This window comes from Paenibacillus sp. FSL K6-1330 (assembly GCF_037976825.1).
Lineage (GTDB): Bacteria > Bacillota > Bacilli > Paenibacillales > Paenibacillaceae > Paenibacillus_AQ.
On sequence record NZ_CP150269.1, the window covers coordinates 6,170,471 to 6,184,606 of the forward strand.

Here is a 14,136-nt window from a genome sequence, read left to right on the forward strand (position 1 = left end):
CCCCCTTTTACCAAAGCGAAGTCTGGTTTGCCTTTTTGCTCAAGTAATTGGCCCCGTATACCAGAATGAAACCAATTACAGCCTGGAATAGGCCAACCGCTGTGGCATAGCTGTAGTTATTGTCGATGAGTCCTTTTCTGTACACGTAAGTATTCAGGACATCCGCGGTGTCATAAATCGTTGGATTGTACAACAGCAGGATTTTGCCGAAATCGGCCGTTAAAATCGTGCCCAGGTTTAACAGCAGCATAATAATAATGGTCGGGACCAGACTTGGGAATGTAATGTAACGGAGCTGGCTCCACCGGCCCGCCCCATCGATCTTGGCTGCTTCATAGAGATCGGGACTAATGCCCGAAAGAGCGGCGATATAAATAATGGCGGAAAACCCAGCTCCCTGCCAAATTCCCAGCAGCACATAAATCGTTCTGAAGTAATCCGGATCTTGAAAGAAGAAAATACTCTCAATCCCAAATTTATTTAAAAGGATATTGACGATACCCGTACTCGGCGAAAGGAAGGTAAGAGCCATCCCGCATACAACAACCGTAGAAATAAAATACGGTAAATAACTAATCGTCTGTGCAATTTTTTTGAACAGGAGATTCCGTATTTCATTGAAGCAAAGAGCTAAAATAATCGGCACAGGGAATCCGAAAATCAAGCTGTAAATATTAAGGAGCAGCGTGTTTTTGATCAGTCTAAAAAAATGGGGGTCATCCAAAAATTGTTGGAAATATTTAAACCCGACCCAGCTGCTTCCGGATATCCCTTTGACCACGTTGTACTTCTGAAATGCCATTAACAAGCCATGCATCGGCCAATAGGCAAATATGAAATACCATATAAAAACAGGTAGAAACATAATGTAAAGCCATTTGTTGTATACAAGCTCCTTAGCCATTAACTGAAGTTTGGAGCCCTTCTTCTTTTTCATATCGATCTGAATTATTGGTTCTAAACCAGCCATGTTTAAACTCCTTTCAACGCACTCATTCTTTGCTGCCAAACGCCCCTTTGTTGGATCCATCCATGTATCCCAACTCCATGAATCGCCTATTAAACAACCCCTTCCACGAGTTTTATATCACTTCCTGATTTGAAATCGCATTCATTAAGCGCTTTCAAATCCATCGATAAAATGATATTTCAACCCCATGTATCAGCCATTTTTCATCAAGCTTTTATCACATTATAACTGATTCAATTAATTTGTACAGTGTCTTTATTAATTATTTATTAAAAAATAATTCGACTAAAAGCTACTCCTTTAATAGATTGGGGTTGTTCATCTATCAATGAAGAATGATGCAAGAATTTTTGCTAGAATGTGAATGTTATATAAAAAAAGCTCCCTCTCGGGAGCCTTTTCATACTCGCAATGACATTCTAATTTTCATTAATTCAGAAACCATGTGTTGTTCCTATGCAACTTTTACTAATTTAAATATCATGGTTGTTCACTACTCCAGACTCCTTACGGTTAGCCAAACTGCCTTCGGAAGGTAAAGTAAGCGTAAATTTAAATATGTTATTTATATGATTGAGAGTTAAGGTTCCTCCGTGCAATTCAATAATGTTTCTTGCAATAGAAAGACCAAGACCGGCTCCTGTTTGAATGCCTTCGCTACTACGTGAATGATCGACTTTATAAAAACGTTCGAAGAGTTTATTCTCTTGTTCTTGCGTAAGGGGGTTCCCTTTATTTTCAACCTCAATTATAATTTGCTGATGATCCGATTTCATTAAAACACGAACGGTTCCTGGCTTTAGATTGGCTATGGATTTCGCCGGCATTATTTACCTTCAGAATACGAATATAAATCACATAATGAGAATTATTGGTCTTCTTGTAAAATAACGATCTTGATGTATTCTGAAATTAGTAAGAAATAGACCCTGCCAGCATTAGCCAGTAGGGTCTTTGTCATGCAGGGAATATTATACAAAGGCACTAGTAATGATTACCAACAATATAAAGAGAACAAGAATCGCCGCGACTGAGTTTTTACCGCCGTATCCTCCAACACTTTCGTAACCAACTTCACCCATGAGGTCTCCTCCTTTTCTACGATCTCAATACAAAGTATTCAAAATCTCATACAATGCCAGGGCCAATATGCTTTAACAAAAAAGAACCTCACCAGCCTAAGCCAGTGAGGTCTGGTCTCTTACCGATGATATCGGAGTATTATCTATAATGCGAAGTATTTTTTCAGACAACATCTACTTCTGTTCAAATGATTTATAGTAAATTCTACCCACCTTTGATATACTGACATTATTACTTTCGTCATGGGTGCGTGATTAATCAAATGTGGGATAAAGAACTGAAAATGGCCATACAAAAGAAGCAAAATGTGACGATATACCTTATTGATGGCGCAGTACTCCAAGGCATACCTGATGCTTGTACAGATCGCTTAGAGATGCGGAGTGCTTATGGGCCAGTCTGGGTACCATTAGAGGAAATAAAGCATGTGAATCGATTGATACGACTAGACGCAAAAAAGAACCTACTGGCATATAGCTAGTAGGTTCTTTTTGCTATCTAAAAATGAAATGTACTTGGGTACCGTCCGGGTATCCCTCCAAATAGTTACCTATCCAGCTTCCCGCTCCTCGATTGTCAGATGGATCTATGTATTCGACACTTGCACCGTCCCCGCCTTCGGCACACATGGCCATCGGCCACTCATCCCGATCATATCCTTTTTTTGTAGGGATTCCTTTTAGCGAAGAACTTCTGTTATCATCTGCACCAGTTCGATCAATGGTACAAACTTCGGAATGGCCGGATTCAATGGCCTTTTGTATGTGATCCGCTGTCTCAGGATATCTATCCGCTGGAAACTCCAATTCGACAACGGTACCCGATGGTGGTGGGTTTATATCGATGTCATCTAGCTCCGGAAAATAATTAAGGACCAACCAAACCACTAACAAGGATAAGACCGCTGTTCCAAACTTCAAGAATAACTTTTTCATGCGAATTACTCCCCTCAATACAAACAAAAAAATCCCTGCTGGCCTGGGCTGGCAGGGATTTTCTTACCGATGCCTTCAGTTTACTTTTTTAAGTATAATCAAGTTGGCATATATTTGTAAATCACTTCTCTGTAATGGTCGCTGTCATACATTTGTGACCTTATACAAGAAAAGAGACCCCGAGAGGTCTCTTTTTCATTGATATGACAGGCTTTAAGGGCCTTTTGTTACATCATGCCACCCATTCCACCCATGCCGCCCATGTCAGGCATAGCTGGTTTTTCTGGTTCTGGCTTGTCAGCGATAACCGCTTCAGTTGTCAGGAACATAGCCGCAACGGAAGCTGCGTTTTGAAGAGCGGAACGCGTTACTTTCGCAGGGTCAACGATACCTGCTTCGAACATGTTCACCCAAGTATCTGTAGCGGCGTTGTAGCCGATACCGATCTCTTCTTTTTTCAGACGCTCAACGATAACAGAACCTTCTTTACCAGCGTTTGCTGCAATCGTGCGGATTGGCTCTTCCAGAGCTCGCAGAACAATGTTCACGCCTGTTTTCTCGTCGCCTTCTACTTGAACAGCAGCAACAGCGTTGTATACGTTAACGAGCGCTGTACCACCACCGGATACCATACCTTCTTCAACCGCAGCGCGGGTTGCGTTGAGGGCATCTTCGATGCGCAGTTTGCGTTCTTTCAGTTCTGTTTCAGTAGCCGCACCGACTTTGACCACAGCTACGCCACCAGCCAATTTAGCCAGACGCTCTTGCAATTTTTCTTTGTCGAAATCGGAAGTGGTTTCTTCCAATTGGTTGCGGATTTGCTTCACGCGAGCATCGATGTCTTCTTTGTTGCCAGCGCCATCCACGATAATGGTGTTCTCTTTGGTTACGCGCACTTGACGAGCGGTACCCAATTGATCGATGGAAGCTGTTTTCAGGTCAAGACCGAGCTCTTCCGTAATCACTTGGCCGCCAGTCAATGCAGCGATATCTTGCAGCATGGCTTTACGACGGTCACCGAAGCCAGGAGCTTTAACAGCAACAGCGTTAAACGTACCACGCAGTTTGTTCACGATCAGCATCGCTTGCGCTTCGCCTTCGATGTCTTCCGCGATCAGAACGAGCGGTTTGCCTTGCTGCACGATTTTTTCAAGGATCGGCAGGATCTCTTGCGTGTTGGTTACTTTTTTATCGGTGATCAGGATGTATGGATTCTCAAGAACAGCTTCCATTTTATCCGTATCAGTAATCATGTATGGAGAGATGTAGCCACGATCGAATTGCATACCTTCTACAACTTCCAGCTCCGTCAAGAAGCCACGGGATTCTTCAACGGTGATGACGCCGTCTTTGCCCACTTTATCCATAGCTTCTGCAATCAGTTGACCTACTTCTTCGTCAGCTGCAGATACGGAAGCGACTTGAGCGATTTCCTGGTGGTTTTTAACTTCTTTCGCGATGTTTTGAAGTTCAGCCACAGCTGCTCTAACCGCTTTGTCGATACCCTTACGGATGATCATTGGGTTTGCGCCAGCTGTTACGTTCTTCAGACCTTCACGGATCATAGCTTGAGCCAGAACCGTTGCCGTTGTTGTACCGTCACCGGCAACATCGTTGGTTTTGGTAGCTACTTCTTTAACAAGCTGAGCACCCATGTTCTCGAATGCATCTTCCAGCTCGATTTCTTTAGCGATGGTTACACCGTCATTCGTGATGAGCGGGCTTCCGAATTTCTTCTCAAGAACCACGTTACGGCCTTTCGGTCCGAGTGTTACTTTAACTGCATTTGCCAAAGCGTCTACACCGCGAAGCATTGCGCGACGGGCGTCTTCACTGAACTTAATGTCTTTTGCCATGGTATTACATACCTCCCTAGTGGATTATGAAATCGTGAAACAAAGATATATTCAGGCGCTCATTAGCCTAAGATCGCGTGGATGTCGCTTTCTTTCATAATCAAATATTCTTTACCTTCGTATTTGATTTCTGTTCCAGCGTATTTGGAGAAAATGACGCGGTCGCCTTCTTTAACTTCCAAAGGTACACGTGCGCCGTCTTTCAGGGAGCCACTGCCTACAGCAATAACTTTACCTTCTTGCGGCTTTTCTTTAGCAGAGTCAGGAAGTACAATCCCGAATGCCGTAGTTTCTTCTTGTTCGATCGGTTCTACCAATACGCGTTCACCTAAAGGTCTGATCATGAAAAAATAGCCTCCTTTAAATATGTTGTGATGCTTTTTTCAAAGCTTTATGTATTAGCACTCGACAACCCTCAGTGCTAACAACCAATTTTATGATACTCAAGTTGTCTTAAAATTTCAAGTCCTTTGCATGATTTTTTGATCATTTTTTTGCAATTGGGACTCTGATCGGGGTTGTCCCTAACCCCCTTCTCCATTGTATCCATGACATGCCAAAATATGCCTGAGTCTTAAGGAACACTGTACGGCTTGAATGCCTAATGTCGCTGCCCTTTCGTCAAACCGTGAATGACTGTGGTTCTCCAGTTCCCCATGCTTCAACCAGCGCGTTCCGAAACAAAGTATCCAGCCTTTGATCCAGATCCGTATCTTGGTGCTTCTTATCCTTGGCTAGCTGTTCATATTCGTTCAATTTCTCTTTTATAAATGCATTGATGACGGGAAGCTTCGGTTCAACATCCATCTCTTCACCCGAACGTTTGCGGAGAAGCAATTGATCAATCTCCTGTTTCAGAGCACTTCCCTGATCTAATAGGCGACCCGTAAGCAGCTCGAGCTCCATCGGAGGCATTTCGTTGTAGGATTGAATCCAGTCGCATGCCAGGATCGGACGCAGGACATAGAAATACTTTTTGATCTTTACGTCTCCCCCTTGCAAATACATCCGGTAATTGCCTTTGGCCATGTTCAGGTAGTGGTGCATGCAAGATTTGGGCGAGAACGCAAGTGGAGATATGCTGCGGATTTGCTGGGCGATGCCAAGCGTCTCCTTATACTTGATGGGGGACTCCAACCACTCGAGCAGGGGCGGATTCGACTTGCGAAAAAGCCCCAGTGCTTTTTTCAAATCCCAACCGCTCATATCCAGCCTGTCGCTGATCGGCCGCTCAATCACATCTCGCTTGTCGAAGATGGACAAATACCACTCCACGGGTCTGATATAGATAAACCTTACGTCATAATCGCTGTCTGTCGACGGGAAGCCCCAGGCCCTGCTGCCTGATTCGCACGCATACAGGATAAGAACCCCTTCCTCCCTCTCAATTCGCTCAAGCTCTTGCTGTATCGTCAATTTCATTTCTTCCGTTATCTTCATATCCGGAATCTCTCCTTCTGTATTGGCCGTGTGATGCCCAATATCCTTATTGTCTTCCAAGCGTTCCTATTTCAACAGAGCGAAAGTAAGGCGCTAGCGAGATATGCTCAAGATGAAAGTTAGGACGTTATGAAATGATTCCCATGCGACCGGGAGCTAATGCACTTATGAAATTGATTCCTAACCATTCGATTCTTGAACAAAAAAACAACCCGCAAACCATACTCCCGTGGAGTGAGGTTATGCGGGTTGTTCTTATTCTCATGCGATCCTATGTTGCAAAAGAATTGTCATCATTATTAATCCTCTTCATCTACCTGTAAGTACCGCTTGTCCTGTTCCATGTCTGCCTCTAATTGCTTGCGATAGACCACGGAGGACAGAAACACACTGAATTCGTACAGAAGCAGCAGCGGAATCGTAACCAGGATATCCGATATGAAGTCGGGCGGCGTAATGAAAGCCGCAATGAATACAAGCACGAAATAAGCCACTTTGCGCATTTTTCGAAGCCGCAGCGGATTCAGAATGCGAATTCTTGTTAAGAACATCACCACAAGCGGCAGCTCAAACAGCAAGGCCAGCGGCAATACAAGATTAAACATGAAATTTAAGTAATTGGTAATTCCGTAGGTTTCCTCGAGCCCCATGCTCTGGGTAATCGTTGTAGTAAACGACAACGTCATCGGAAACACGACGTAATATCCGAACGTTATCCCCACGATGAACAGAAGAAACGCATACGGTACGTAACGAATGGCCGCTTTCTGCTCTTCTTTGCGAAGTCCCGGTTTGACAAACGCCCACAGCTGATAGAAGATCAGCGGAACAGAAATGACGAGCGAGAAAATGGCAGCGATTTTCATGTAGATTCCGATGCCATCCCAGAAGGAGAAGGCGTGGAGTTCAAAGTTCTTAGCTTCTTCGGCTGCCGTCAAATAATGATAGATCGGCTCCGCAACAAAAAGCCCACCGATCAGCCCCGCTACGAATACCACGAGCACGACGATAATTCGTTTGCGAAGCTCGCCCAGATGCTCTACAAGCGCCATATCTTTCACTTGCTCCGACATGTTAAACACCACCCTATATGTGACCCTGACAAAACAAAGTCCCTCCCGAAGGAAGGGACTTCAAACCTTGCATTATTCCGGAAGACGCTTATCCTCAACCTTGGTTGGCTCAGCGGCAACGGCTTGCTGGGGAGCCTCTTCTTTCTTCTTCGCCGGTGCATCGTCAGCAATAATCTCGCGCGCACCATCCTTAAACTCACGGAATGTTCTTCCGACCGCACGTCCCAGTTCAGGAAGCTTGTTTGGTCCGAACAAGAGTAGCGCCAAAATGACGAGCAAAATAATACCCGGCACTCCAATTGTACTCATATCTATTCTCCTCCTTGTCCTGCTTAATGCCTTTAAAGGACCTCAGGATGATCTAAATCCGTCACGCCTTGCACTACAACAGGTGTTAACTAAAGACCATAATCCGACTACAGCAGTTGAAACAAGCTCATATACCGTCATCATACCATAATGTAAATCACATATACAGTCTAGAATCGTGACAGATTATTTACATAATTATCTAATAGGGTGGCCTTTAGAGCTGCTCCCGATACTGGCCCGTTACCATTAGCAGTGCCTCCGGAAGCTGATCCATGACCGCCGCCAGATTCTCGTGCACGCCTTTGGGCGAGCCCGGCAGATTGACAATCAAGGTACGGCCGCGGACGCCGCATACGCCCCGGAACAGCATCGCGCTCCGATTCTTCTGCATGACGGTAGCACGCATCGCTTCTACGATGCCGGGCACTTCCCGTTCGATGACCCGCTTGGTTGCCTCCGGGGTAACATCGCGGACCGCCAGCTCCGTTCCGCCTGTCGTGAGCACGAGATCCACTTGATAATAATCCGTCAGTTCGATCAATGCCGCGATAATTTCATCCGGCTCGTCCGGTACGATCCGGTATTCAATAATTTCTCCGCTCAGCTCTTCCTCCACCAATTCCCGGATCACTTGAGCGCTCGTATCCTCGCGTTCCCCCCGCGAACCTTTATCGCTCGCCGTTAGGATCGCCGTTTTCCACACCATCTGCCCTCTCTCCCTTCCACTCGTTCGAATCACCTGTCTCTATGCAATGCTATGTTGTTTCTTGTATGTAATCCCCGCTCTTCCCACCGGTTTTGCTTACCAGGTAGGTCGGGCCGATGACCATGTCTTTTTGCAAGGCTTTGCACATATCATAGACCGTCAGCGCAGCCGCTGAAGCTGCTGTTAAAGCTTCCATTTCAACGCCGGTTTTGCCTGTGGTCTTCACGGTCGTTTCTATATATAACTCATCTCTAGCATTATCGCTGAACTCCACATTCACGCCGGTCAACGGCAGCGGATGACACATCGGAATCCAGTTTGACGTGTTCTTGGCCGCCATAATAGCCGCAACCTGTGCTACAGCAAGCACATCTCCCTTGCCAATCTTCCCCTCATGGATGCGAATCAGCGTATCTGGGTGCATACGAACCGTAGTCTTTGCTACCGCTGTCCGGGCCGTTACATCCTTATCGCTGACATCCACCATTCGTGCTCTGCCTTGGCCATTAAAATGACTCAATTCCATCTCTTATCCCTCCGCTGCAGGTCTGGCCTTCACAGTATGTCCCCGTTCCGTAACCAAACCGTCCAATACCTTATCATGCTCTTCCATGGGAACATGCTCCAAGACCTGAACCTCGTAGCCGATTCCCACCCACAAAGGCTCACCGATCTGACGAGAGGTGTCTTGTGCTCCTTGACTAAGCCTGTCCGACAGCCGGTCATAATAACCGCCTCCGTATCCAAGTCTTCCGCCCTTCCTGTCAAACGCAAGCCCAGGCACCCAGATGATATCAGGCCTATGATCCATCCATTTCTGTGATCGCTGCGGATCAGGCTCCAGAATACCATAAGCTCCGGGAATCAGCTCATTCCATCCCTGAAGTTTATACAATTCCAGCGAACGGTCTTGGGGCAAACTCCGGGGAACGATAACCTGAATCCCCTGCTTCCATGCCCATTCAACCAGCGGCCGGGAATCCAGTTCGGAGCGAAAGGGGACATAAATCATCATGCTCTGAAGTCGGAGCCGCTTCATGACCTCCGAAGCAAACTCGCAGGCTTGCTGTGATCGCTTCGCCCGCTCCTCCTCAGATAATTCATCCCTGCGTGATAGCATCAATTTGCGCAGGGCATCTTTTGCGGATACCCGCTTCAATTCTTCCTCAGGGTTCAACACGTGATCTTTCCTCTCACGCTTATAATTAAGTTTAGTTTACCACTGTTCCTTCCTTTAGCCAAGAATGCAGGAAGTCGCCAATCATGGTCGATTGTTCGGTCATTTTCATGTACACTTAATTTAAGATATCAGAACGTATAGACTTCAAAGCATGACCATCCTGATATCAAAAGAAAAACAACTTCTAAACGAGATGTCTTATGAGAGTGTACGTCGGTAGACGTTTTTCTTAAGAGATAAGAATGTATTTACATCAGAGGCATACCCTCCTTATCTCGCAAGAAAAAATTCCGCTATATGCGGTCTGTCTTCTGAGAATGTACGTCGGTAGACGTTTTTCTTAAGAGATATGAATGCATATACATCAAAGGCATACCCTCCTTATCTCGCAAGAAAAAATTCCGCTATATGCGGTCTGTCTTATGAGAGTGTACGTCGGTAGACGTTTTTCTTAAGAGATAAGAATGTATATACATCAGAGGCATACCCTCCTTATCTCGCAAGAAAAACTTCCGCTATACGCGGTCTGTCTTATGAGAGTGTACGTCGGTAGACGTTTTTCTTATAATGAAGAATTAATCGAACAAACATATAGAATGATGGAGGTTTCACATAACATGCTGCTGCAAGCCAATGGCATTACGAAATTATACGGGGTTACGCCCGTGCTGGACGGGATCAGTCTACAGGTGCTTGAACGCGAAAGAATCGGCCTTGTCGGAGTCAATGGAGCCGGGAAATCGACCCTGCTCAAAATTTTGGCAGGCGAGATGTCTTATGATGGCGGACAAATCTTCAAGGCTAAGGAAACCACCGTCGGTTATCTTGCCCAGAACAGCGGGCTTCAGTCCGATTCGTCGATATGGAACGAGATGCTGGATGTATTCACTCCCCTTCTGGAGATGGAGCGCGAGCTGCGTCAGATGGAGGAACAAATTGCCGACCCGAAGTCGAGCGAGGATCCGAAGAAATACCAGGAGCTTCTGGATCGTTATGCGATCCGTTCAGACTGGTTCAAGGATCAGGGCGGTTATGAGATCGAAACACGTATCCGCAGCGTCCTCCACGGCATGGGATTTGGCAGCTTTTCGCCGGATACCTCCATTGCCACATTAAGCGGCGGGCAGAAGACAAGGCTGGCCCTTGCAAAAATATTGCTGCAGGCACCCGACCTGCTCATGCTGGATGAACCGACGAACCATCTGGATATCGCGACCCTCACCTGGCTGGAGGATTATCTGCGAGGCTATTCCGGTTCATTGCTTGTCGTTTCCCACGACCGCTATTTCCTGGATCGTCTCGTGACGACCATCGTTGAAATCGAACGCCGTCACTCCAAAAAATATACGGGCAACTACAGCCGGTATATTGAGCTGAAGGCAGCGGAATACGAATCCCAGCTGAAGCAATACGAGAAGCAGCAGGATGAGATCTCCCGCATGGAGACCTTCATTCAGCGAAATCTGGTCCGGGCCTCTACGACCAAGCGGGCGCAGAGCCGTCGCAAAGCGCTGGATAAAATGGAACGGATGGACAAACCGCTGGGGGATCTGAAGAAAGCACATTTTTCTTTTGAAGCCGAGTATATGTCAGGCAAGGATGTGCTTCATGTGCGGGATCTGGCGCTTGCGTTCGAGCAGGACAAACCGTTGTTTAGGCAGGTTTCCTTTGATCTCAGCCGCGGAGAAACCGTAGCTTTGATCGGTCCCAACGGAGTTGGCAAATCGACGCTCCTTAAATGCCTGATCGGTACATTGAAGCCAACGGCGGGATCGCTGCAATGGGGAACAAAAGTGAAAATCGGCTACTACGATCAAGAGCAATCCGAGCTGAATCCGAGCAATACCGTTCTGGAAGAGCTATGGGGCACCTATCCGCATATGGAGGAAGCCCGAATCCGCACCGTTCTGGGCAACTTCCTCTTCAGCGGCGAAGATGTGCTCAAGAAGATCAGTTCCTTAAGCGGCGGGGAAAAAGCACGCGTCTCGCTTGCCAAGCTGATGCTCCTGGAAGCCAACATGCTCATCTTGGACGAGCCGACGAACCATCTCGACTTATTTGCAAAAGAGGTTCTGGAATCGGCACTAATGGATTACGAAGGCACTTTATTGTTCATATCCCATGACCGTTACTTCCTTAACAAAATGGCCGAGCGCATCATCGAGCTTCATCCGGACGGCATTCAACATTTCCTGGGTAATTATGACGACTATACGGAGAAAAAGCAGGAAATTCTCGATATGAATGATGAACCTTCCGAGCCGTTTGCTCGTCACACCCTGAAGCAGGAAGGGAAAGCCGAAGCTACCGTCGAGAAACAGGGAGCCGTTTCCTTTGAAGCTGAGAAGCAAGCAAAGCGGGAGGAACGAAACCGTCAGCGCAAGCTCACAAGTCTGGAAGAGCAAATTCATGCTTTGGAATCGGACATCTCCGAGCTAGAGACCGAGATGACGCTGCCGGAGATCTATCAGGATTATATGGCACTCCAAGAACGCCAGCAGTCGTTAGAGGAGAAAAAGAGTCAGCTTGAGCAAATTTTTACCGAATGGGAGTCATTGCTGGAAACTTAAAAAAAATTCACAAAAGTGTTTCAAATGGAGTTTTGCATTTATACACAAACTTATCCCCAATAATGGTGCATAAGTTTACCATGGAAATGGCCGAAATGGCCATTTTTTTGTTGTTATTCGCGCATCGTCGGTCCTATATCCAACTTTATCCACTAAGTTATTCACATTATCCACAGTTTCCACCGAAGAAATTGAAAATCCTGTCCCCTCTTTTCAGCGTCTTGCAAAAGACCGATTTATCGACATTTTTCTCGCTTATGCACATTTTTCGGCGAATATGTGGATAACGTTGTTCACAACTTGACAGAATTACATGTCTTATATAATAGGCTTCTATATAGACTTACCACTTGTTATTTGCCAGTTATATTAAGCTAGATTTTGAAAAAAGCGACCTTCCTAAGTGCAGTTCGGAAGGTCGCTTGTGCCAACAATTATCGAAGTGGAGACGCTAAGGTTCCCTGTTCAGCTTCCTCGCTTAGACCGACATCAACGCCGAGTTGCATGCAGCAACGTATGCCAGGCCTGCGGCCATAACGATATCCTGATGCACGGCCGTGCCGCGGAAGATCTTGCCCGCCTTCTCAACCGTGACCGCCGCTTCGGCATGCGCATCTTCGCCGCTACTTAACGAATGAAGTTCCAAATCGCCAAAGCGGATGGCGCTGCTAATTCCTTGGCTGATCGCCGAAATAACGGCTTGCACCGGACCGTCCGCCACGCTGGAATAGGTGGCCTCAGTTTGCTCGCCCAGATGACGCAGCGTAACGGCCGCAACCCGGCTGCTGCCCGTTCCCGAAATGACCTGGGCCTCGGTCAGCTCATATACTTGGGCCGGTTTGCCTAGTGTGCTGCTCACCATCTGCAGCAGTTGATCATCGCTGACCACCTTCTGACGGTCAGCCGTCTCCTTGAAGGTATCGTACAAGGACTCCATCTCGGATGCTTCGAGCTGGACACCGTACCTGGCAAGACGATCCTTCAATGCATGACGACCGGAATGCTTGCCCAGCACGATCATGCTCCGCGGAATCCCCAGTTTTTCCGGGTCCATAATCTCGTAGGTGCTTCGATCCTTCAGCAGACCGTCCTGATGGATGCCGGATTCATGCTGGAAGGCGTTCCGGCCGACCACAGGCTTATTGAAGGCAATTGGAAAATGCATCGCACCGCTAACGAGACGGGATACTTCATACAGCTTCTCGGCCGTAATGCCCGTCTCCGCCCGCAGCATGTCGCCCCGGGTAGATAGAGCCATGACGAGCTCCTCCAGTGCGCAGTTGCCTGTACGTTCGCCCACCCCATTCACGGTGACCTCGATTTGGCTGGCGCCGTTCTCGATCGCGGCCAGGCTGTTGGCCACAGCCAGACCGAGATCATTGTGGCAGTGGGCGCTGTAAGTGACTGTCTTTCCGCCACGCGCGCCTTCCCGCACGCGTCGGAACATCTGACCATATTCGTTCGGAAGCGCGTATCCAACCGTATCGGGCAGATTGATAATCGTTGCGCCCTCTTCAATGACGGCCTCCACCATCTCAATCAGGTCGTCAATGCTGGTGCGCGAGGCATCCATCGCCGTAAATTCCACCACGTCGCTGAACTGCTTCGCATAAGCTGTCATCTCACGTGCCCTTGCGACCACATCTGGACGGCTCATGCGCAGCTGGTGGCGAAGATGGATGTCGGAAGACGAAATAAACAGATGAATCCGCCTTCTGGCCGCGTCTTGGGTGGCCTTGACAGCAGCATCAATGTCCCCTCTCACAGCACGCGCGAATCCGCATATCTCCACCTGCTGCAGCTGTCTCGAGATGGCCTGCACAGCGGCAAACTCCCCGGGGCTGGACACCGGGAACCCAGGCTCCATTACGTCAACGCCCAGCTCCGCCAGCTTTCCGGCCAGCACAATTTTCTGCTCAGGCTGCAGACTTGCTCCCGGTGCCTGTTCCCCGTCCCGCAATGTGGTATCGAATATTTGGATGGTTCTCATGGATTCACTCATTTTTGTATA

General features: G+C 47.4%; 13 protein-coding genes and 1 pseudogene. 1 reads left to right on the forward strand and 13 read right to left on the reverse strand.

Annotated elements, in window-relative coordinates:
* Positions 1-7 precede the first annotated feature (7 nt).
* The 12 genes and pseudogenes from NYE54_RS28125 to NYE54_RS28180 all read right to left on the reverse strand — a co-directional run bounded on the left by NYE54_RS28125 (position 8) and on the right by NYE54_RS28180 (position 9,555).
* Positions 8-970, reverse strand: coding sequence for an ABC transporter permease subunit (locus NYE54_RS28125; protein ID WP_098748753.1), 963 nt, complete (start codon positions 968-970; stop codon positions 8-10).
* A 473-nt stretch (positions 971-1,443) separates the two neighbouring features.
* Positions 1,444-1,776, reverse strand: a pseudogene (locus NYE54_RS28130) (sensor histidine kinase); the annotation flags it as partial.
* A 165-nt stretch (positions 1,777-1,941) separates the two neighbouring features.
* On the reverse strand, positions 1,942-2,052 hold the full coding sequence (gene yjcZ / locus NYE54_RS28135; RefSeq protein ID WP_083659774.1) for a sporulation protein YjcZ: 111 nt from the start codon (positions 2,050-2,052) through the stop codon (positions 1,942-1,944).
* Between the two features lie 495 nt (positions 2,053-2,547).
* Positions 2,548-2,988 (reverse strand): NucA/NucB deoxyribonuclease domain-containing protein, encoded by a 441-nt coding sequence (locus tag NYE54_RS28140; RefSeq protein WP_339267796.1) that lies wholly within the window; start codon positions 2,986-2,988, stop codon positions 2,548-2,550.
* 227 nt (positions 2,989-3,215) lie between these two features.
* The gene (gene groL / locus NYE54_RS28145) at positions 3,216-4,844 is read right to left on the reverse strand and encodes a chaperonin GroEL (protein WP_076324708.1); all 1,629 of its coding nucleotides are present in this window, start codon (positions 4,842-4,844) and stop codon (positions 3,216-3,218) included.
* Positions 4,845-4,906: 62 nt separating this feature from the next.
* Positions 4,907-5,188: a co-chaperone GroES gene (groES, locus tag NYE54_RS28150; RefSeq protein ID WP_006212454.1), complete on the reverse strand. Its 282-nt coding sequence runs from the start codon at positions 5,186-5,188 to the stop codon at positions 4,907-4,909.
* A 277-nt stretch (positions 5,189-5,465) separates the two neighbouring features.
* Positions 5,466-6,284 (reverse strand): nucleotidyltransferase domain-containing protein, encoded by an 819-nt coding sequence (locus NYE54_RS28155; RefSeq protein ID WP_339267798.1) that lies wholly within the window; start codon positions 6,282-6,284, stop codon positions 5,466-5,468.
* A 299-nt stretch (positions 6,285-6,583) separates the two neighbouring features.
* On the reverse strand, positions 6,584-7,357 hold the full coding sequence (gene tatC, locus NYE54_RS28160; RefSeq protein WP_339267800.1) for a twin-arginine translocase subunit TatC: 774 nt from the start codon (positions 7,355-7,357) through the stop codon (positions 6,584-6,586).
* Between the two features lie 72 nt (positions 7,358-7,429).
* Positions 7,430-7,666 (reverse strand): twin-arginine translocase TatA/TatE family subunit, encoded by a 237-nt coding sequence (locus tag NYE54_RS28165; RefSeq protein WP_076324711.1) that lies wholly within the window; start codon positions 7,664-7,666, stop codon positions 7,430-7,432.
* Positions 7,667-7,883: 217 nt separating this feature from the next.
* On the reverse strand, positions 7,884-8,375 hold the full coding sequence (locus NYE54_RS28170; protein WP_076324712.1) for a MogA/MoaB family molybdenum cofactor biosynthesis protein: 492 nt from the start codon (positions 8,373-8,375) through the stop codon (positions 7,884-7,886).
* Positions 8,376-8,424: 49 nt separating this feature from the next.
* Positions 8,425-8,901: a cyclic pyranopterin monophosphate synthase MoaC gene (moaC, locus tag NYE54_RS28175; protein WP_076324713.1), complete on the reverse strand. Its 477-nt coding sequence runs from the start codon at positions 8,899-8,901 to the stop codon at positions 8,425-8,427.
* Positions 8,902-8,904: 3 nt separating this feature from the next.
* Positions 8,905-9,555 (reverse strand): 5-formyltetrahydrofolate cyclo-ligase, encoded by a 651-nt coding sequence (locus tag NYE54_RS28180; RefSeq protein WP_256720729.1) that lies wholly within the window; start codon positions 9,553-9,555, stop codon positions 8,905-8,907.
* A 617-nt stretch (positions 9,556-10,172) separates the two neighbouring features.
* On the opposite strand from NYE54_RS28180, the gene abc-f reads away from it, so the two are divergent.
* The gene (abc-f, locus tag NYE54_RS28185; RefSeq protein ID WP_339267803.1) at positions 10,173-12,125 is read left to right on the forward strand and encodes an ABC-F type ribosomal protection protein; all 1,953 of its coding nucleotides are present in this window, start codon (positions 10,173-10,175) and stop codon (positions 12,123-12,125) included.
* Between the two features lie 478 nt (positions 12,126-12,603).
* On the opposite strand, the gene NYE54_RS28190 is transcribed toward abc-f, so the two are convergent.
* Positions 12,604-14,127, reverse strand: a complete 1,524-nt coding sequence (locus NYE54_RS28190) for a 2-isopropylmalate synthase (protein ID WP_339267804.1) — start codon at positions 14,125-14,127, stop codon at positions 12,604-12,606.
* Between the last annotated feature and the right edge of the window lie 9 nt (positions 14,128-14,136).

Excerpts from the sequence above, each read along its gene's own strand:
- NYE54_RS28125 (WP_098748753.1), bottom strand. The coding sequence starts at position 970 with ATGGCTGGTTTAGAACCAATAATTCAGATCGATATGAAAAAGAAGAAG.
- yjcZ (WP_083659774.1), bottom strand. The coding sequence starts at position 2,052 with ATGGGTGAAGTTGGTTACGAAAGTGTTGGAGGATACGGCGGTAAAAAC.
- NYE54_RS28140 (WP_339267796.1), bottom strand. The coding sequence starts at position 2,988 with ATGAAAAAGTTATTCTTGAAGTTTGGAACAGCGGTCTTATCCTTGTTA.
- groL (WP_076324708.1), bottom strand. The coding sequence starts at position 4,844 with ATGGCAAAAGACATTAAGTTCAGTGAAGACGCCCGTCGCGCAATGCTT.
- groES (WP_006212454.1), bottom strand. The coding sequence starts at position 5,188 with ATGATCAGACCTTTAGGTGAACGCGTATTGGTAGAACCGATCGAACAA.
- NYE54_RS28155 (WP_339267798.1), bottom strand. The coding sequence starts at position 6,284 with ATGAAGATAACGGAAGAAATGAAATTGACGATACAGCAAGAGCTTGAG.
- tatC (WP_339267800.1), bottom strand. The coding sequence starts at position 7,357 with ATGTCGGAGCAAGTGAAAGATATGGCGCTTGTAGAGCATCTGGGCGAG.
- NYE54_RS28165 (WP_076324711.1), bottom strand. The coding sequence starts at position 7,666 with ATGAGTACAATTGGAGTGCCGGGTATTATTTTGCTCGTCATTTTGGCG.
- NYE54_RS28170 (WP_076324712.1), bottom strand. The coding sequence starts at position 8,375 with ATGGTGTGGAAAACGGCGATCCTAACGGCGAGCGATAAAGGTTCGCGG.
- moaC (WP_076324713.1), bottom strand. The coding sequence starts at position 8,901 with ATGGAATTGAGTCATTTTAATGGCCAAGGCAGAGCACGAATGGTGGAT.
- abc-f (WP_339267803.1), top strand. The coding sequence starts at position 10,173 with ATGCTGCTGCAAGCCAATGGCATTACGAAATTATACGGGGTTACGCCC.
- NYE54_RS28190 (WP_339267804.1), bottom strand. The coding sequence starts at position 14,127 with ATGAGTGAATCCATGAGAACCATCCAAATATTCGATACCACATTGCGG.